We start from the raw sequence: 19,116 nt of genomic DNA, 5'->3' as shown, positions 1-19,116 counted from the left end.
ATTTTATCTTTTTATCATTCATGTGCGGAGGAAATAATGAAGATTAAGGAATTCATTGTGGTGGAAGGAAAAGACGATACTACCACAATTAAACGAGCAGTTGACGCAGATACAATTGAAACCAATGGTTCTGCAATCAATGAAGAAACTATTGAAAAAATAATAAGAGCACAAGAAACAAGAGGGGTTATTATCTTTACAGACCCCGACTTTCCAGGAGAGAAAATCAGAAAAACGATCGCAGAAAAGGTACCCGATGCAAAGCATGCTTTTATACCAAAAGAAGTTGCTATCGCTAAAAACGGAAAAGGTCTTGGTGTGGAACATGCCTCTTTAGATGCCATAAGGAACGCATTAAGAGACGCACAGACCATGACAGAGACTATCCAAGAGGAATTTACACAAGAAGATTTAATTGTGGCGGGACTCATTGGTGGATCAGGTTCAAAAGAACGAAGGATCATGTTGGGAAAATTATTGAAAATCGGATATACCAATGGGAAACAATTACACAAAAGGTTAATGATGTTCCAAATCAGTAAAAAGGAATTTGCAGATGCCCTTGCACTTGTCATACAGGAGGAAAAAAATGAATAAAGACATTGCTACCCCGATTCGAACACGAACAATACTTGAAAAATACGGCTTTTCTTTTAAGAAAAGTCTAGGTCAAAACTTTTTAATAGATACCAATATCTTACATAGAATTGTTGATTTTGCTGAATTAGGAGATCATTCAGGAGCGATTGAAATTGGCCCTGGCATTGGAGCTCTGACAGAACAGCTTGCACGCAGGAGTAAAAAAGTAGTTGCATTTGAAATCGACCAAAGATTATTGCCGATTTTGGCTGACACTCTTTCACCATATGAAAATGTAAAAGTGATACATAAAGATATACTGGAGGCAGATGTTCAGGAAGTCATAGATACAGAATTTACTCAGATCGATGACCTGATGGTTGTGGCCAATCTTCCTTATTACGTGACGACTCCGATTATTATGAAACTACTTGAGGAACAAATCCCAATTCGAGGTATCGTGTGTATGCTTCAAAAAGAGGTCGCAGATCGCATTTCAGCAAAGCCTGGGACAAAGGAATACGGATCACTTTCCATCGCTGTACAGTACTATACAAGGGCTGAGACGGTGATGATTGTCCCAAAAACAGTCTTCGTCCCGCAGCCAAATGTAGACTCTGCTGTCATTCGCTTAACAAGAAGGGAAGAACCAGCCGTAATCGTAAAGGATGAAAAGTTCTTTTTCCAAGTAACACGAGCAAGTTTTGCCCAAAGAAGAAAAACGTTACTGAATAATTTAACGAGCCAGCTTCAGGATGGAAAACAAAAGAAGGAAGAAATCATACGAGCTCTAAATGCAGCTGGTATTGAGCCAACAAGAAGAGGTGAAACACTATCTGTTCAGGAATTTGGCCGTTTGAGTGACGAATTGCTTACCTATTTCCAATAGACCTTTTTGGTCTATTTTTTTTAGTTAAAGGCAGGTCCATTCACAACATTGTGTGTAGTTGCATAGCCTATCACAGAGAAACTTTATTTCCGAAGGCCTATACGCTGGTCTAATTGGAGTGACAGCAGTGAATATAAAGATGATGGATATTGTCGGCAGACGGTCCTATAACTGTGATATTCTATTCCGAGTTATTGATATTCAAACACTAAATGGCCAGAAATTCGCAATCCTATATGGTGAGGATATTCGTTTGATGGCAGATGCACCTTATGATGATTTAGTAGTGATTAACTCTAATGTAAGGTCAAAAATAGTACAGGAATATAAAACCCTGGAAGAGCAATCTTTCCGCTTGTTTGCACAGGACGTTGATTTACTAAAGCAAAGGCAGGATTATGAAGCGACAGGCGGTTATGTTCAGCCAGCCAATTACTTTCAAATGCCAGGAAGGGTTCTTCACTTGGATGGAGATCCTGATTACTTACAAAAGTGTATGACCTTATACGAGAAAATTGGTATTCCTGTCTATGGCATTCATTGTAACGAGAAAGAAATGCCAAATAAAATTGGCGGATTAATTGATCAATACCGTCCTGATATTTTAGTCATTACTGGTCATGACGCCTACTCAAAGGCGAAGGGGAAAATAACAGATATTAATGCATACCGCCACTCGAAGCATTTCGTCCAAACCGTCAAGGAGGCCCGCAGAAAGATACCACACTTAGATCAACTCGTCATTTTTGCAGGGGCATGTCAGTCACACTTTGAATCCTTAATACATGCAGGAGCAAATTTCGCTAGTTCCCCATCACGAATCAATATACATGCTTTAGACCCCGTTTATATCGTTGCGAAAATCAGCTTCACGCCGTTTATGGATAGTATCAATGTTTGGGATGTACTAAGAAACACACTTACAGGAGAAAAAGGACTGGGAGGCATTGAAACTAAAGGAGTCTTACGAACAGGAATGCCTTATAATCCTGTCCAGGAAGAGGAATCCTAAGCCTTTTGGAAAAAAATAAAGGCTTATTTTTTTATATGCACATAATCCGCCCTTGTTAAGGAAACTATAATGATTGTTGAAAATTGGGAGAAAAAGTAGAAGAAAAGATATTGACAATCTTTTTGTCGGACTGATATAATTTTATGTTTTTATTTGACAGGGACTATGTCAGTGTGATATACTTTACACAGTGAGGTGGACCGAATGCCAAAAACCTTAGCCGATATTAAAAAGGCTCTTGATTCAAATTTAGGGAAAAGATTGTTGCTCAAGGCAAACGGAGGACGTAGAAAAACAATCGAACGATCAGGCGTATTAGCCGAAACGTACCCTTCGGTGTTTGTAATCGAGTTAGATCAGGAAGAGAATTCATTTGAACGAGTTTCATACAGCTATGCTGATGTACTTACTGAAACGGTTCAAATAACCTTCTACGAAGATGCAGCAGGAAACATAGCTTTAAGTTAGAATATAGGGCAATTTTTAGGGCAGAAAATCATCCGATTTTCTGCCTTTTGCTTTTTACAAAATGGCTGTGTTAAGTCTATTTTTTTTATTACTGAGTTGAATTGTGCGAAGTGCCCAGAGCGCAAATCAACGGGCTAGTTAACACATCCAAATAAATAACTAATTGAATAAATCACTTAATACCATACTAATACTGCCGTGAGTGTAAAAAAGGGGTTGTTTAGATGGCAAGAAGAAGAGGTGTAATGTCTAGTCAATTTAAAGAAGAACTTGCAAAAGAGCTTGGTTTTTATGATGTCGTCCAAAAAGAGGGCTGGGGTGGCATCAGAGCTAAAGATGCAGGAAACATGGTAAAAAGAGCAATTGAACTAGCCTCCGAGCAGCTGATGAAAAACAACAGGAATTCTTAAAAAAAGGCAGTTCATAGCCAGCAAGATGAAAACCAGCACTGCGCTTCTCAATGTTTAAACAAATCAAACACCACGGTAAGACCAGAGGGTAGAATCCCCCTGGTCTTTAAATATTATTATTAGACTTTTTTCCTATCAGTAGTTTTGTGGTAAAATAGGAAAAAATATATGAACGATAGAAGTGTAGGTGTGCATATTGAAGCTTTTAGTAAAAGCACCAGCTAAAATCAATCTATCCCTGGATGTTTTATATAAGCGTCCGGACGGTTTTCATGAAGTTGAGATGATCATGACGACGATTGATTTGGCGGATCGTGTTGAACTAACATTATTAGAACAGGATAAAATACATATTCTCTCCCATAACCGTTATGTTCCTGATGACCAAAGGAACTTAGCTTTTCAAGCAGCACAATTGTTAAAGGACCGATATCAAGTTAAAAAAGGGGTCCAAATAACAATTGAAAAAACAATTCCTGTTGCGGCTGGACTGGCTGGGGGCAGCAGTGATGCCGCTGCAACCCTTAGGGGGCTTAATAAACTATGGGGACTCGGTTTAACGTTGGACGAATTAGCTAGTCTTGGTTCAGAAATAGGTTCGGATGTATCATTTTGTGTGTATGGCGGCACTGCTTTAGCGAAGGGTCGAGGTGAAATGATTACAGATCTTCCTGCTCCGCCCACGTGCTGGGTCATTTTAGCAAAACCGTTTATTGGAGTCTCGACAGCGGAAGTCTATCGCCGTTTAGATTTAAATGGAATGAAGCACCCCAAAATTGACGAAATGGTCAAAGCAATAGAAAACAATGACTATCAAAGTGTATGTGAAAATGTCGGAAATGTCCTAGAAGATGTTACATTAAAACTTCATCCAGAGGTAGCACAAATCAAGGAGCAAATGAAGCGTTTTGGTGCCGATGCAGTACTGATGAGCGGAAGTGGACCTACTGTCTTTGGAATTGTCCAGCACGATTCAAGAATGCACCGGATTTATAATGGGCTCAGAGGGTTTTGTGACCAAGTATTTGCTGTCCGGATGCTCGGAGAACGACATACCCTTGATTAAAAACGTACATTGATGATATCCTATAAGTAGAATATTCGTCTTTTTGGAGGATTGCTATGAAGTTTCGCCGCAGTGAACGATTGATCGATATGACGAGCTATTTACTTGACCATCCGCGCCAGTTGGTACCGCTTACCTTCTTTGCTGAACGTTATTCTTCTGCGAAATCTTCTATCAGTGAAGACTTAGCAATAGTTAAGGAGACCTTCGAACAAAGAGGTATCGGAACGCTGCAAACTGTACCAGGTGCAGCGGGTGGAGTTAAATTTTTTGTAAGTGTAAGTGATGAAGAGGCAAGGCCTTTTGTAAATGAGTTATGCTCATTAATTGCTCATCCTGATCGCCTACTACCGGGGGGATACTTGTATTTAACTGATATTTTGGGTGACCCATCCGTTGTCCAAAAAGCTGGCCGGATTATTGCTTCCGCCTATGTGAATACTAAAATCGATGTGGTCATGACAGTAGCTACAAAGGGGATACCTCTTGCTTATGCTGTTGCGAGTCAGTTAAATACGCCTGTTGTGATTGTTAGACGAGATAGTAAAGTAACAGAAGGTCCAACTGTCAGCATTAACTATGTATCTGGGTCCGCAAAAAGAATTCAAACGATGGTCCTTTCAAAAAGGAGTTTGGCTCAAGGCTCTAGGGTCTTGGTTGTCGATGACTTTATGAAAGCAGGCGGAACAGTGATGGGAATGATCAGCTTACTAGAAGAGTTTAATGCTACCGTCGCTGGTATAGCCGTTTTGGTTGAAGCTGAAAAAATCGAAGAACGACTCGTTGATGAATACAAATCACTTGTTAAATTGACGGATGTTGATGTAAAGGAAAAGAGGATTCAGGTTACAGAAGGAAATTATTTTAAGAGAAGAACGGAGGAATAAGTATGAAAGTTGTTCAAACCAACCAAGCGCCTGCAGCGATTGGACCCTATTCCCAAGGAATCATCGTAAATAATCTTTTTTATAGTTCTGGTCAAATTCCGTTAACAGCAGAGGGAGCCATGATAGAGGGCGGTATAAAAGAACAGACTCATCAGGTTTTTTCAAATTTGGAAGCCGTGCTTACAGCCGCAGGGGCTTCATTTGAGACAGTCGTAAAGGCTACTGTTTTTATTAAGAGTATGGATGACTTTGCGGCAATAAATGAAGTATATGGTGAATATTTCTCAACGAATAAACCAGCGCGTTCTTGCGTAGAGGTAGCAAGATTACCGAAAGACGCATTGGTGGAAATAGAAGTGATTGCGCTCGTGAAATAATCGAGCGTTTTTTAATTTATTCTATAAGCACTATATTTAATACTAAAATATCTGACTTTTAAAAATGTTCACCATTTTGCCTAAAATATTTTTAAAATATTTAATAGATTAAGAAGGATTTACTAGAAACCATGTTGAATTAATAACACTAGCTTTTTAACATAAGAAAAGGGTGTGAGCACATGGAAGTAACAGACGTAAGATTACGCCGTGTTAACACGGATGGTCGTATGAGAGCGATTGCATCAATTACATTAGACAATGAATTCGTTGTTCATGACATCCGCGTTATTGACGGCAACAATGGTTTATTTGTGGCTATGCCAAGTAAACGTACTCCAGACGGAGAATTTCGTGATATTGCGCATCCAATCAACTCTGGTACACGTGGTAAGATTCAAGAAGCTGTCTTGGCTGAGTATCACCGCTTAGGTGAATTAGAAGTAGAATTTGAAGAAGCCGGTGCTTCCTAGAAAGCAAAATTCAACTAGAGCCTACTACACAAGTAGCGCTCTTTTTTTAGTTCTCCTTTATTCCCCGCGCTTTCTTCCTTCTGCTAATTTTTTAAAAATAACAAATTCGGACACTTTTCCTACACTCCTTGAAATGACTGACTAATTACGTTAATATTTTTAATGGATAAGGCTGTTTTTTTAAAGAGGCTTGTTAAAATCTAAAAGCCGATTTTAACTTGGAATAAGTCATATTGAGCTTAGAACAAAGTTTACAGGCTCTTTTCTCATAAAATGAAGGCTTTTCATATGAAAATAACGCTCAATCAATCGTATTTTACTTCTGAGAAAAGAGCCTTGGATAAAAAGGTAAAATTGGAGGACTTGAATATGCATAATCGTTATGCTGTGATTTTGGCTGCAGGACAAGGAACACGGATGAAGTCAAAGCTATATAAAGTCTTACATCCTGTATGTGGTAAGCCGATGGTACAACATGTTGTTGACCAAGTGAAGAAGCTAAATATTCAAGAATTTGTTACTGTGATTGGACATGGAGCTGAATTGGTAAAAGCTCAATTAGGGGAAGAAAGTCATTATGCCCTTCAAGAAGAACAGCTTGGAACGGCACATGCTGTTATGCAGGCCGAGCAGAGGTTAGAAGGTAAAGAAGGGGTTACCATTGTAGTTTGTGGTGACACGCCTCTAATTAAAGCAGAAACGATGGAGTCTTTATTTAAACATCATGAGGAAGTATCTGCAAAGGCTACAATTCTTACAGCAAGAATTGAGGACCCAACAGGATATGGACGAATTATTCGAAATGAAAATGGCTTTGTTGAAAAAATTGTGGAGCATAAAGATGCTACTGAGACAGAGCGGGAAATAAATGAAATTAATACAGGTACCTATTGTTTTGATAATGCTGCTTTGTTTGAAGCACTTAAGAAGGTCTCAAATGGCAATGTTCAAGGCGAATTTTACCTGCCGGACGTAGTAGAAATCCTAAAAAATCAAGGGGAAGTTGTTACTGCTTTCCAAACCACGGATCTTGAAGAGACTTTAGGCGTTAATGATAGAGTTGCATTGGCAGAGGCAGAAAGAATTATGCGCAGCCGGATAAATGAAAGCCATATGCGAAATGGAGTCACAATTATTGATCCTCGGAATACATACATTGAATCAGATGTCGTAATTGGTCAGGATACAATTATTCTTCCGGGTACAATTCTAAAAGGCAAAACTGTAATTGGTTCCGACTGCCAAATTGGACCAAACTCAGAAATTGATTCATGTGAAGTAGGAGATGAAACGGTAATCCGTCAATCTGCCGCTTATAATAGTTCGATTGGATCGCTTGTTAATATCGGGCCATTTGCACATATTAGACCTGATTCCAACATCCATGATGAAGTGAAAATTGGGAACTTTGTTGAGATTAAAAAAGCTGTTTTTGGTAAGGGAAGTAAAGCTTCACACCTTAGTTATATTGGTGATGCTGAGGTTGGCAGTGATGTTAATATTGGTTGTGGATCTATAACAGTTAATTATGATGGGAAAAATAAATTCTTAACAAGAATTGAGGATGGAGTCTTTATAGGCTGTAACTCTAATCTAGTTGCGCCTGTTACCGTTGGAAAAGGCGCATATGTAGCTGCAGGTTCAACGATAACAAAGGATGTTCCTGGCAATGCATTATCGATTGCACGTGCACAGCAGGTAAATAAGGAAAACTATGTCGATAAGCTTAATAAGAAAAAATAAGCATGAATATTGGAGGGCATTATGTCAAATCAATACTTAGATCCAAACTTAAAGGTATTCAGTCTAAATTCAAATCTACCTTTAGCGAGAGAGATTGCCAAGGTTATTGGTGTTGAATTAGGAAAAAGCTCTGTTACAAGATTTAGTGATGGAGAAATTCAAATTAATATCGAAGAGAGTATCCGTGGTTGTGATGTATATGTCATTCAATCGACTAGCTCACCTGTTAATGAACACCTCATGGAATTGTTAATCATGATAGACGCTCTTAAGAGAGCCTCTGCCAAGACAATCAACATTGTTATGCCATACTATGGGTATGCTCGCCAAGATCGTAAAGCACGTGCACGTGAGCCGATTACCGCGAAGTTAGTGGCAAACCTTCTTGAAACTGCAGGTGCCACTCGTGTAATCTGCTTAGACTTACATGCACCACAGATTCAAGGCTTCTTCGAGATTCCAACAGACCATTTAATGGGCGTACCGATCTTAGCAGAATACTTTTTAAAGAGAAAGTTCAACGGCGACCTCGTTATCGTTTCTCCAGACCATGGTGGTGTAACGCGAGCTCGAAAATTAGCTGAACGATTAAAAGCCCCAATTGCGATTATTGACAAACGTCGCCCACGGCCAAATGTTGCAGAAGTAATGAATATTGTCGGTAATATCGAAGGGAAAATTGCTATCTTAATTGATGATATTATTGACACTGCAGGGACAATCACACTTGCCGCAAATGCGCTGGTAGAGAACGGTGCAAAAGAAGTATATGCATGCTGTACACACCCTGTTTTATCTGGACCGGCGATGGATAGAATTCAAAATTCAAAAATTAAAGAATTAGTTATTACAAATTCAATTGCTATGCCAGAAGAGAAAAAGACAGATAAAATCATTCAACTTTCAGTAGCACCTTTAATGGGCGAAGCAATTATCCGCGTACATGAAGAACAATCTGTAAGTACATTATTTGATTGATCTTTATCATTGCTTTTATAAATAAATGTTTAGACCTTCCTGTTTTGGGGAATTTTTATAGAGACAGTTAAGAACAAAACTAGGAAGGTGACTAAACTCATGAGTACAGTTTTACAAGCAAAGGAACGTAAGGAACTGCGTAATTCGGAGTTAAGAAAGATAAGAGAAACTGGTAACATTCCTGCTGTAATTTATGGGCGGAAGCTTGAAAGTAGACCTGTTTTTGTCAGCTCTGCTGATTTAACAAAAACCATTCGAAACGTAGGCAGGAATGGAGTTATTTCACTTGATATAGACGGCAGTAAGCATGATGTAGTTTTAACTGACTATCAAGAGGATTTTATTAAAAAGGAAATCATTCATGTTGATTTTCTAGCTGTTGATAAATCCTCTAAGATTAACGTAACCGTAAGACTCGTCCTTACTGGCGAGGCTGCTGGGGTAAAGGATGGCGGTGTTCTTCAGCAGTCTGTTCATGAATTATCGATTACCTCAACTCCAACAGAAATACCACAGCAAATTGAAGTCGATGTAAGTAACCTTCAGGTGGGCGAAACAATGAAAGTTTCCGATATCCTCTATCAAGGGTCATTTACAATTAATCATGAGGAAGACGAAGTAATTGCCAGCATTCTGCCTCCTCGACAAGAAGAGGAAATCAACGCTGGTGAACAGCAAGAAGGCGGCCACCCTGATAACGAAGAAGGAAGAGAAACAGAGCCTGTCGGTGAATAGAAAAGCGGAAGCGCCTTGCTCAGGGGCGACAGGCATAAGACGAGCCGGCGAGAAGGTTGCTCTTTAACCTTCTTGACGGATTGGCTTATGACCCCGAGCCCCTAGGCGCTGCAGCTAGACAATATTTTTAGACGTAACCTTAAAAGGGTTACGTCTTTTGTCGCATTTATCATTAAAAAGACGTATTATTAGGTGGGAGAGATTACGATGCTCCGAAAGTTAATAAACAGGTGGACTGGGCCGAAAGAGAGGGTAAGAATGAAATTAATAGTTGGTTTAGGAAACCCTGGGAAGCAGTATGATAAGACAAGACATAATATAGGATTTGAAGTCATTGATGAGCTTGCGGATCAATTAAATATTCCTTTAAATCAATCAAAATTCAAAGGACTATTTGGAATTGGTTCTCATAAAGGTGAAAAAGTGGTTTTATTAAAGCCGTTGACTTATATGAATCTCTCTGGGGAATCAATTCGAGCGATAATGGACTATTACCAGATTGAGTTAGAAGATTTTCTGGTTATCTATGATGACCTTGACTTGCCAGTCGGAAAAATCAGGCTTCGCCAAAAAGGAAGTGCTGGCGGGCATAACGGAATAAAATCTACGGTGGCACATCTTGGAACCCAAGAATTTAACAGAATACGGATTGGAATTGATCGGCCAAGAAACGGTATGAAGGTACCTGATTACGTGTTGGGACGTTTCAACGAAGAAGATCTTCCGTCAACAAAGGAAGCCGTAAAAAAGAGCTCTGAAGCATGTAAGGCTTGGTTAGAAAAGCCGTTCTTACAGGTAATGAATGAATTTAATCAGTAAATGATTCATTAGATAACCCTTTCTTTCATAGAATAAAGAACGCATTTCTTTTGAATAAACTCGCTATTCTTCGTAAATACTATTATTAATAGTAGAATAGGGAGGGCTTGTTAGTGGCCATTCATTATCACTGCCGTCATTGTGGCACAAATATAGGTTCCATTGAACAATCATCGATACACAGCGAAACACTCGGTCTTCATAAATTAACGGAGCAGGAAAGACAAGAGATGGTTGCGTATGATGTGTCTGGTAATATACACATTACAGCTATATGTGAGGATTGTCAGGAAGCATTAGAAAGAAATCCAGATTATCACCAATATGATTTCCTCATTCATTAAACAGCTTTGGAAGCACTCCAAAGCATTTTTCTATTTTTTAAAATACTAATGTTAAAGTTATAATACGAAGAAGATTCCGAGAGAGGAGGAACGGGCTTTTGAAAGGTTTAAAATCATTATTTCTAGACCAAGAAGATATTCACTCTATCATATCTGGAGTTCAAGAAGGCTTGAAGGAACAGCTTATTGCTGGATTGTCGGGTTCATCAAGAACAGTCCTAACAGCGGCAATTTACGAGCACATGAAAAGACCAATTCTATTTATTACCCATAATCTCTTGCAAGCACAAAAACTCTATGACGATATTGTAAATCTATTAAGTGAGAATGAAGTTTTTCTTTTCCCAGCAAATGAATTAATAGCAGCTGAGATGAGTATAGCGAGTCCAGAGTTAAAGGCACAAAGGATTGAAGCCTTAAACCATTTCAGTAAGAAAAACAAGGGTATTATGATTGTTCCTATTGCTGGGCTAAGAAAAGTCATTCCTCCAAAGAACATCTGGAAGAAGTACCAGTTGACATATAAAATAGGTGATGACCTTGATGTAACAGAGGTACTAACTACATTCGTTAAGATGGGATATGTTCGGGTGGATATGGTTTCGACCCCCGGAGAGTTTAGTATAAGGGGCGGGATTATTGATATTTATCCGCTTACAGTGAGCAATCCTATCAGAATTGAGTTGTTTGATACAGAGATTGATTCAATCCGCTATTTTTCCTTAGAAGACCAGCGTTCCATCGAGAAAACAGCTGAAGTTTCAATTGGACCTGCTACGGAGGTTCTTTTTGAGGCAGAGAATTATAGCCGATTAATCGGTAACCTAGAGGATGGTTTAGCTAAAAGCTTACGAAAATTAAAGGATGACAAAGCAAAGATTAAGCTCTCGCAAAATATTAGTTATGAGCTGGAACAGCTAAAAAATAGTCACAAACCAGATCATGTATTTAAATATCTTTCACTAGCATACGAAGGCGGTACTAGTTTACTAGACTATCTACCTTCTAATGGAATGGTATTTATTGATGAAATAAGCCGGGTTCAAGAAATGAACGAATCGTTGATAAAAGAAGAGGCCGAATGGTATACTGCCTTGCTTAGTGAAGGTCAAATTATTCATGATTTGGCTATTTCCCATGATTTACCCGGGCTGCTTCATAAAAGTGAGTTTCCGATTCTTTATATGAGCTTGTTTCTTCGTCATGTTGCCAATACGAGTCCGCAAAATATTATCAATGTTTCCTGTAAACAAATGCAAAATTTCCATGGACAAATGCACTTATTGAAGGCAGAAGTCGACAGATGGAAAAAAGGAAATTATTCGATTGTCTTTTTAGGACCAGACAATGAAAGAGTAAAAAAATTAGAACGAGTTTTAGAAGATTATGAAATAGAAGCCTCCATTGCACGCAGCGGTCAGCAGCTTCTACCTGGAAAAGTTCAGATTTTGAAGGGGAACCTGCAAACTGGATTTGAGCTGTCAATTCAAAAGCTTGCTGTCATTACAGAAGAAGAGCTTTTTACTAAACGTGTCAAAAAGTCTACTAACAGACAAAAGCTTTCAAATGCCGAAAGGATCAAGAGTTATTCTGAACTTAAAGTCGGGGATTATGTCGTCCATGTTAATCATGGGATCGGAAAATACTTGGGAATTGAAACCCTGGTTATAAACGGTGTTCATAAGGATTATCTCCATCTTCGATATCATGGGACAGATAAGCTTTATGTTCCAGTGGAACAAATTGATCTTGTTCAGAAGTATGTTGCTTCAGAAGGAAAAGAGCCCAAAATATATAAACTTGGCGGCAGTGATTGGAAAAAGGTTAAAAAGAAAGTTCAATCCTCCGTTCAAGACATTGCAGACGATTTAATTAAGCTTTATGCAGAACGTGAGGCAGCGGTTGGTTATGCTTTTTCTCCTGATGGGGATATGCAAAGGGAGTTTGAAACGGCTTTTGCGTACCAGGAAACAGAGGACCAGCTTCGGTCCATCCATGAGATTAAAAAGGATATGGAACGACCTAGACCAATGGACCGTTTGCTTTGTGGTGATGTTGGATATGGAAAAACAGAGGTAGCAATTCGAGCTGCATTTAAAGCCATTGCAGATGGTAAACAAGTGGCACTACTAGTACCAACAACGATTTTGGCTCAGCAGCATTTTGAGACAATGAGAGAAAGATTTCAAGACTATCCAATCAATATTGGTCTGTTAAGCCGCTTCCGTTCTAAAAAGCAACAAACAGAAACGATAAAAGGATTAAAAGCAGGTACAATCGATGTGGTAATTGGAACACATCGTATCCTTTCAAAAGATATCATTTATCGTGATTTAGGTTTATTAATCATTGATGAAGAGCAAAGATTTGGGGTAACCCACAAAGAAAAGATAAAAAAGCTAAAATCAAACATTGATGTTTTAACATTAACAGCAACACCGATACCTAGAACACTTCATATGTCCATGCTCGGTGTTCGTGATTTATCGGTAATTGAAACACCTCCTGAAAATCGTTTCCCAGTTCAAACCTATGTAATGGAGTACAATGGATCCCTTGTTAGAGAGTCGATTGAGAGAGAACTAGCACGCGACGGACAAGTATATTTTCTATATAACAGAGTTGAAGATATAGAAAGAAAGGCCGAAGAAATATCGATGCTCGTTCCAGATGCTCGAGTAACATTCGCCCATGGACAAATGTCAGAAAATGAATTGGAATCTGTTATGCTTAGCTTTTTGTCTGGGGAGTTTGATGTACTAGTCAGCACGACCATTATTGAAACTGGGGTAGATATTCCTAATGTAAACACCTTGATTGTCTATGATGCCGATCGAATGGGGCTTTCACAGCTTTATCAGCTTCGCGGTCGTGTGGGAAGATCTAATCGTGTTGCATATGCTTATTTCACGCACCGGAAGGATAAGGTATTAACGGAAGTAGCAGAAAAACGTTTACAGGCAATAAAGGAATTTACTGAGCTTGGCTCCGGTTTTAAAATTGCTATGCGCGACTTATCGATTAGGGGTGCAGGTAATTTATTAGGGGCACAGCAGCATGGATTCATCGACTCAGTAGGATTTGATCTGTACTCTCAAATGCTGAAAGAAGCGATTGAGGAAAGAAGAGGGGATTTGAAAGTAGAGCAAAAGTCTACTGTGGAAATTGATTTAGAAGTCGATGCCTATATCCCTGATACCTATATTAAAGACGGCCATCAAAAAATCGAGATGTATAAGCGTTTTAGAGGCCTGCAAACACTAGAAGATGTTGAAGAACTTCAGGCAGAAATGATTGATCGTTTTGGTGAATACCCTGAAGAAGTTGATTATCTATTCCAGGTGGCGGAAATGAAGGTTTATGCGCTTCTAGCGGGTGTTGAAAGCATTAAGCAAGCTAAACAGGAAGTTACCATTTTAGTTAATGAACGAGCGAGCAGCACAATTGATGGACAAAAGGTCTTTGCAATCAGCAGTAAATATCCACGAATGATTGGACTTGGAATGGAAGGTCAGAAGCTAAAAATGACCCTTCAGACTAAAGGGACAGACACGGTTTACTGGCTAAATATAGCATTTGAGATGATAAAAGGGATCCAAGCTGCAAAAAAGGGTCAGGAAAATCCTGTGTAACTATGTAAATTGGCAGGGGTAACATTCTCTTTTAATGGGATAATTTTCCTGTTTGTGAAAAAATATTACGAATGTGTATAGAACTTTCCAGATGAAAGATACTAAGTTCAAAGTTGGTGATGATTCCTACAAAAGGAAAAATTGTCATTACCAAGTTAGTAAAATCATCAGATGAAAGTGAGGCAACATTGGATGAAAGCAACTGGAATAGTTCGTCGAATCGATGATTTGGGTCGTGTTGTCATTCCCAAAGAAATACGCAGGACTCTGCGTATCCGTGAGGGGGATCCGTTAGAGATCTTTGTTGATCGAGATGGGGAAGTAATCTTAAAGAAGTATTCACCAATCAGCGAGTTAAGCGATTTTGCCAAGGAATATGCAGAAGCCCTATTTGACAGCCTCGGAAACCCGGTATTAATTTGTGATAGAGATAGTTATATTGCGTTAGCAGGAAGTTCTAAAAAGGATTATTTAAATAAAAATATAAGCGATTTAGTGGAAAAAACAATGGAAGACCGTAATTCAGTTCTAGTTACACAGCAAGGTGATATTGCATTAGCGGATGGGAATGATGAAACTATCTCATCTTATACAATTGGACCAATCATTGCAAATGGTGACCCAATTGGAGCTGTTATTATTTATGCAAAAGAAGGTACACTTGGTGAAGTCGAGAAAAAGGCTGTTGAAACCGCTGCTGGATTTTTAGCAAGACAAATGGAGTCCTAGAACTAATATTATTCTCACAAATAAAAGAGGCAGCCTTCGCTGTCTTTTTTATTTGTCTCCTAATCCAACTCCACAAGAGTTTAAGAGTGCATAGTGCCGATAAATCAGGAGAGCAGAAATTACGGGAACTATAAGAGGCATATAGTGCCGATAAATCAGGAGAGCAGAAATTACGGGAACTATAAGCGGCATATAGTGCCGATAAATTAGGAGAGCAGAAATTACGGGAACTATAATAGGCATATAGTGCCGATAAATCAGGAGAGCAGAAATTACGGGAACTATAAGAGGCATATAGTGCCGATAAATTAGGAGAGCAGAAATTACGGGAACTATAATAGGCATATAGTGCCGATAAATCGAGAGAACAGAGTTTACGGAAACTATAAGCGGTTTATAGTGCCGATAATTCCAAGAGACCAAGGTTTACGGGAATAAGCGGCCGTCTAGAAGGGGTTCAAAGGTGCTTCCGCTTTATACTATGTTATAATACACACGAGTTACGTAAGTTAGGAGATAAAAAATGAAGCATGTAAACCAATCAAAGGCTCTTTTTAGGGGGGCTTTTATTTTAGCCATTGCAGCATTAGTAACCAAAGTTCTAAGTGCTGTATATCGGGTTCCGTTTCAAAATATTGTTGGTGATGTTGGTTTTTACATATATCAGCAGGTATACCCATTTTATGGTCTTGCTATGGTCCTTTCGACAACAGGTTTTCCGGTGGTTATTTCTAAGTTATATGCTGAACAAAAGGAAAAAAATGATCATGAAAAAGTAAGACGGCTTTTATTTGTCTCGTTCATCATTTTACAGTTATTTGGAATTATATGTTTTCTTATCCTATATTTTAGTGCTGATCATATTGCGATTTGGATGAATGATGAGAAATTAGCCATTTTACTAAGGGTTGTCTCGATTGTCTTTCTATTATTTCCGATTGCCGCTATTTTGAGGGGCTATTATCAGGGGAAGGGGGATATGGTACCAACGGCTCTATCACAGGTGGGTGAACAATTAATAAGGGCATTCACCATTCTCTTTCTTGCCTACGTTCTAACGAAGCTGGGATATTCGCTGTATCTGATTGGCGGCGGTGCCATGTTTGGATCGATTACCGGTAGTATGGTATCAGCACTTATCTTGTTTACATTCCTTTGGATTCGTAAAGAATGGGGAGTAATTGCTCCTCGAAAAGGAATGGTGGCGGGCTATTATCGAGAGATGGGCTTTATTTTAAAAACGCTTGTCTATCAAGGTCTGACAATCTGTATAAGTGGAATGCTAATGATTTTGATACAAATGGCTGACGCACTGAACCTCTACTCTTTACTTACAGAGAATGGATATGGGACAGAAATGGCCAAGGGGATAAAGGGGATATTTGACCGTGGGCAGCCAATAATCCAGTTAGGGACGATTGTTGCTGTATCCATGTCCTTATCACTTGTACCATTAATAACGAGTGCAAGAATGAAAAAGGACATTTCTTTTTTACGTGATAAAATTCAGCTGGCTATTCGAATAGCTATCGTCATTGGTGTCGGAGCTTCGTTTGGTCTATGGGCAATTATAGAGCCAGCTAATATTATGCTATTTCAAAATAACTCAGGTTCATCGGTATTAGGAATCCTTAGCTTTGTTATTCTCCTTAGCTCATTCATTACGACGATTATTGCTATAATGCAGGGGCTAGGATCTTTGCTTTTTCCTGCAGTAATCGTTCTAGCAACCTTTCCTTTAAAATACATGTTAAATAATTTTTTCGTTCCGACATTTGGGACGATGGGTGCCGCATATGCAACCATTATCACGTTAGTTTTTGCTTGCGGCATTCTTTACATAAAATTTATAAGAATGCAGAACATTCCGCTGCTCTCGTTTCACTTCCTTCGAACCCTTTTAACAGCAGCCTTCATGATGGTGCTCCTTTTAAAAGGCTATCTAGCGTTAACAGATATGATTTCGATACCGGTTGGAACCGAGAGGATAATGGCAGCCATTCAGGCGCTCGGAGGTGCCGTTTCCGGAGGATTCCTTTTCTTGTTTATTATCATTAGAGGGGGCGTCTTTTTGGAAAAAGAATTATCATTATTTCCTTTTGGCAGCAAATTAAGCCTTTTATTACCTAAGAAGAATAGGAGTTAGAAACGTATGGGCAAAACAATTGAAGTTCTCGGTTTAGGAGCGGGAGATCTTGAACAGCTCCCCTTTGGCGTTTATAAGAAGTTAATGAATGCTGATCATGTTTACTTAAGAACAAAGGAACATCCCGTTATTGCAGAACTAGTTCAAGAAGAGATGGGCTTTACATCATTTGATTCCATTTATGAAAAGCATGACCAGTTTGAAGAGGTATATCAAGAAATTGTCCAAAACCTATTGGAAAAAGCAAAAGCAGAACAGGTGATTTATGCAGTTCCAGGTCATCCTCTAGTTGCCGAAAGAACAGTTCAATTGCTTCTGGAATATGGTCCAAAAGAGGATGTAGACATCATCATTGGCGGGGGTCAAAGCTTTATTGACGCCATTTTTCAATCACTAAAAATAGATCCTGTAGATGGTTTCCAGCTTTTAGATGGAACCCTTCTCAAATCCAGTCAGCTGCAAATCGATCAGCATATTTTTATAAGTCAGGTTTATGACCAGTTTGTCGCATCAAATATTAAACTAACTCTTATGGAAAGACTTCCTGATGATTATCAGGTTGTGATTGTTCGTGCCGCAGGAAGCAGAGATGAAAACATCGAACGGGTTCCTTTGTATGAGTTAGACCGTAAAGTAACGATTGATAACCTCACATCTGTTTATGTACCTCCTGTACAGGATGAACAAATAATGCTGAAAAATTTCTCCAAGCTGCGGGAGATTATTGCTGTATTAAGAGGTCCGAATGGCTGTCCGTGGGATAAGGAACAAACACACGAGTCACTAAAAAAATACTTAATTGAAGAGACCTATGAAGTAATCGAAGCTATTGATAGTGGTGATATTGACCATTTAATAGAAGAACTCGGTGATGTCTTGCTGCAAGTTATGCTTCACGCCCAAATCGGTGAGGATGAAGGCTATTTTACGATTGAAGATGTCATTGAGGTACTGTCTGCGAAAATGATTCGCAGGCATCCACATGTTTTTGGAGATAAGAAGGCAGAGGATTCTAAAGAGGTTCTTCGTAACTGGCAGGAAATAAAGAAGCAGGAAAAGGGCGAAATAGAATCCTCTCTGCTTGAGGGTATATCCAAATCTCTGCCCAATTTATTAAGAGCTTACGAAATTCAGAAGAAGGCAGCAAAAGTTGGCTTTGATTGGCAGGAAATAACACCAGCTCTGGAGAAAGTGAAAGAAGAGCTTGAGGAATTTGAGAATGAGATAAACCAGGAGAGTTTTGTTGAAGCAAAAAAAGAATTTGGTGATATCCTATTTGCTTTTGTGAATGTTGCAAGGTTTTTAGATATACATCCTGAAGAGGCATTATTTGAAACCAATCAAAAGTTTATTCGAAGGTTTCAATTTATAGAAGAACGGGTAAAGAGTAGCGGAAAGTCAATTGAAGAGCATTCACTCGAGGAACTTGATCAATTCTGGGATGAAGCAAAGTCTAAAGGACTATAGAAACGGGGGATTATGAAATGAGATTAGATAAATATCTAAAGGTATCAAGACTAATAAAAAGAAGGACACTGGCAAAAGAGGTATCCGATCAAGGCAGAATTCTCATAAACGGAAAAGAGGCGAAAGCAAGTTCAACCGTAAAAGTCGGTGACGAACTCACAATACGTCTTGGACAAAGACTGGTTACGGCAAGAATTGATCAAATTCAAGATACGACTCGAAAAGAAGCAGCCGCTGAAATGTATACGATTATTAAAGATGAAAGAATTGGAGAATCACAGTTCTAAACCGTCCCGCGAAAAGGCTTGTTCTAATTCATTTATCCCTTACATAAAAATGTAATAAATGGTTGTACAAATGAT

At 38.9% G+C, this 19,116-nt stretch carries 19 protein-coding genes; all 19 read left to right on the top strand.

Translation table 11 applies throughout. The features are described from left to right. The first annotated feature begins 36 nt into the window (after window positions 1-36). Window positions 37-597: a ribonuclease M5 gene (rnmV, locus tag ABC255_RS00200; protein WP_412990849.1), complete on the top strand. Its 561-nt coding sequence runs from the start codon at window positions 37-39 to the stop codon at window positions 595-597. Further along, on the top strand, window positions 590-1,468 hold the full coding sequence (gene rsmA, locus ABC255_RS00195) for a 16S rRNA (adenine(1518)-N(6)/adenine(1519)-N(6))-dimethyltransferase RsmA (protein ID WP_412990848.1): 879 nt from the start codon (window positions 590-592) through the stop codon (window positions 1,466-1,468). Before rnmV ends, rsmA begins: the two co-directional genes overlap by 8 nt. A 127-nt stretch (window positions 1,469-1,595) precedes the next feature. Beyond that, the gene (yabG, locus tag ABC255_RS00190; protein ID WP_412990847.1) at window positions 1,596-2,480 is read left to right on the top strand and encodes a sporulation peptidase YabG; all 885 of its coding nucleotides are present in this window, start codon (window positions 1,596-1,598) and stop codon (window positions 2,478-2,480) included. A 204-nt stretch (window positions 2,481-2,684) separates the two neighbouring features. Next, entirely contained in the window at window positions 2,685-2,948 is a 264-nt protein-coding gene (veg, locus tag ABC255_RS00185) for a biofilm formation stimulator Veg (protein WP_132097037.1), read from the top strand. Window positions 2,949-3,172: 224 nt separating this feature from the next. Further along, window positions 3,173-3,358: a small, acid-soluble spore protein, alpha/beta type gene (locus tag ABC255_RS00180; RefSeq protein WP_307193111.1), complete on the top strand. Its 186-nt coding sequence runs from the start codon at window positions 3,173-3,175 to the stop codon at window positions 3,356-3,358. A gap of 196 nt (window positions 3,359-3,554) precedes the next feature. Next, window positions 3,555-4,424: a 4-(cytidine 5'-diphospho)-2-C-methyl-D-erythritol kinase gene (ispE, locus tag ABC255_RS00175; protein ID WP_335530493.1), complete on the top strand. Its 870-nt coding sequence runs from the start codon at window positions 3,555-3,557 to the stop codon at window positions 4,422-4,424. Between the two features lie 56 nt (window positions 4,425-4,480). Further along, window positions 4,481-5,311 carry a pur operon repressor gene (purR, locus tag ABC255_RS00170; protein WP_179603568.1) on the top strand — a complete coding sequence of 277 codons (831 nt, stop codon included), beginning with the start codon at window positions 4,481-4,483 and terminating at the stop codon, window positions 5,309-5,311. 2 nt (window positions 5,312-5,313) lie between these two features. Beyond that, the gene (ridA, locus tag ABC255_RS00165; RefSeq protein ID WP_335530491.1) at window positions 5,314-5,688 is read left to right on the top strand and encodes a 2-iminobutanoate/2-iminopropanoate deaminase; all 375 of its coding nucleotides are present in this window, start codon (window positions 5,314-5,316) and stop codon (window positions 5,686-5,688) included. 182 nt (window positions 5,689-5,870) lie between these two features. Beyond that, window positions 5,871-6,161: a septation regulator SpoVG gene (spoVG, locus tag ABC255_RS00160; RefSeq protein WP_003347151.1), complete on the top strand. Its 291-nt coding sequence runs from the start codon at window positions 5,871-5,873 to the stop codon at window positions 6,159-6,161. Between the two features lie 369 nt (window positions 6,162-6,530). Next, the gene (gene glmU, locus ABC255_RS00155; RefSeq protein ID WP_412990846.1) at window positions 6,531-7,904 is read left to right on the top strand and encodes a bifunctional UDP-N-acetylglucosamine diphosphorylase/glucosamine-1-phosphate N-acetyltransferase GlmU; all 1,374 of its coding nucleotides are present in this window, start codon (window positions 6,531-6,533) and stop codon (window positions 7,902-7,904) included. Between the two features lie 21 nt (window positions 7,905-7,925). After that, on the top strand, window positions 7,926-8,882 hold the full coding sequence (locus ABC255_RS00150) for a ribose-phosphate diphosphokinase (protein WP_412990845.1): 957 nt from the start codon (window positions 7,926-7,928) through the stop codon (window positions 8,880-8,882). Between the two features lie 99 nt (window positions 8,883-8,981). Then, the gene (locus ABC255_RS00145; RefSeq protein ID WP_412990844.1) at window positions 8,982-9,617 is read left to right on the top strand and encodes a 50S ribosomal protein L25/general stress protein Ctc; all 636 of its coding nucleotides are present in this window, start codon (window positions 8,982-8,984) and stop codon (window positions 9,615-9,617) included. 258 nt (window positions 9,618-9,875) lie between these two features. Then, window positions 9,876-10,436, top strand: coding sequence for an aminoacyl-tRNA hydrolase (gene pth, locus ABC255_RS00140; RefSeq protein WP_335530484.1), 561 nt, complete (start codon window positions 9,876-9,878; stop codon window positions 10,434-10,436). 113 nt (window positions 10,437-10,549) lie between these two features. Next, window positions 10,550-10,780 (top strand): anti-sigma-F factor Fin, encoded by a 231-nt coding sequence (fin, locus tag ABC255_RS00135; protein ID WP_179603562.1) that lies wholly within the window; start codon window positions 10,550-10,552, stop codon window positions 10,778-10,780. Window positions 10,781-10,878: 98 nt separating this feature from the next. Next, window positions 10,879-14,412: a transcription-repair coupling factor gene (mfd, locus tag ABC255_RS00130; protein WP_412990843.1), complete on the top strand. Its 3,534-nt coding sequence runs from the start codon at window positions 10,879-10,881 to the stop codon at window positions 14,410-14,412. Window positions 14,413-14,604: 192 nt separating this feature from the next. Then, window positions 14,605-15,141, top strand: coding sequence for a stage V sporulation protein T (gene spoVT, locus ABC255_RS00125; RefSeq protein WP_095250673.1), 537 nt, complete (start codon window positions 14,605-14,607; stop codon window positions 15,139-15,141). A gap of 523 nt (window positions 15,142-15,664) precedes the next feature. Continuing rightward, window positions 15,665-17,287, top strand: a complete 1,623-nt coding sequence (locus ABC255_RS00120) for a putative polysaccharide biosynthesis protein (RefSeq protein WP_412990842.1) — start codon at window positions 15,665-15,667, stop codon at window positions 17,285-17,287. Window positions 17,288-17,293: 6 nt separating this feature from the next. Then, window positions 17,294-18,754 carry a bifunctional methyltransferase/pyrophosphohydrolase YabN gene (gene yabN / locus ABC255_RS00115; RefSeq protein ID WP_412990841.1) on the top strand — a complete coding sequence of 487 codons (1,461 nt, stop codon included), beginning with the start codon at window positions 17,294-17,296 and terminating at the stop codon, window positions 18,752-18,754. Between the two features lie 17 nt (window positions 18,755-18,771). Continuing rightward, window positions 18,772-19,041 carry an RNA-binding S4 domain-containing protein gene (locus ABC255_RS00110; RefSeq protein ID WP_090767940.1) on the top strand — a complete coding sequence of 90 codons (270 nt, stop codon included), beginning with the start codon at window positions 18,772-18,774 and terminating at the stop codon, window positions 19,039-19,041. Window positions 19,042-19,116: the final 75 nt, after the last annotated feature.

The sequence above is a fragment of the Neobacillus canaveralius genome (assembly GCF_047237705.1).
GTDB lineage: Bacteria > Bacillota > Bacilli > Bacillales > Cytobacillaceae > Neobacillus > Neobacillus niacini_K.
Note: the sequence above shows the minus strand (reverse complement) of the source record. Positions and strands in the feature narration are given on the sequence as shown.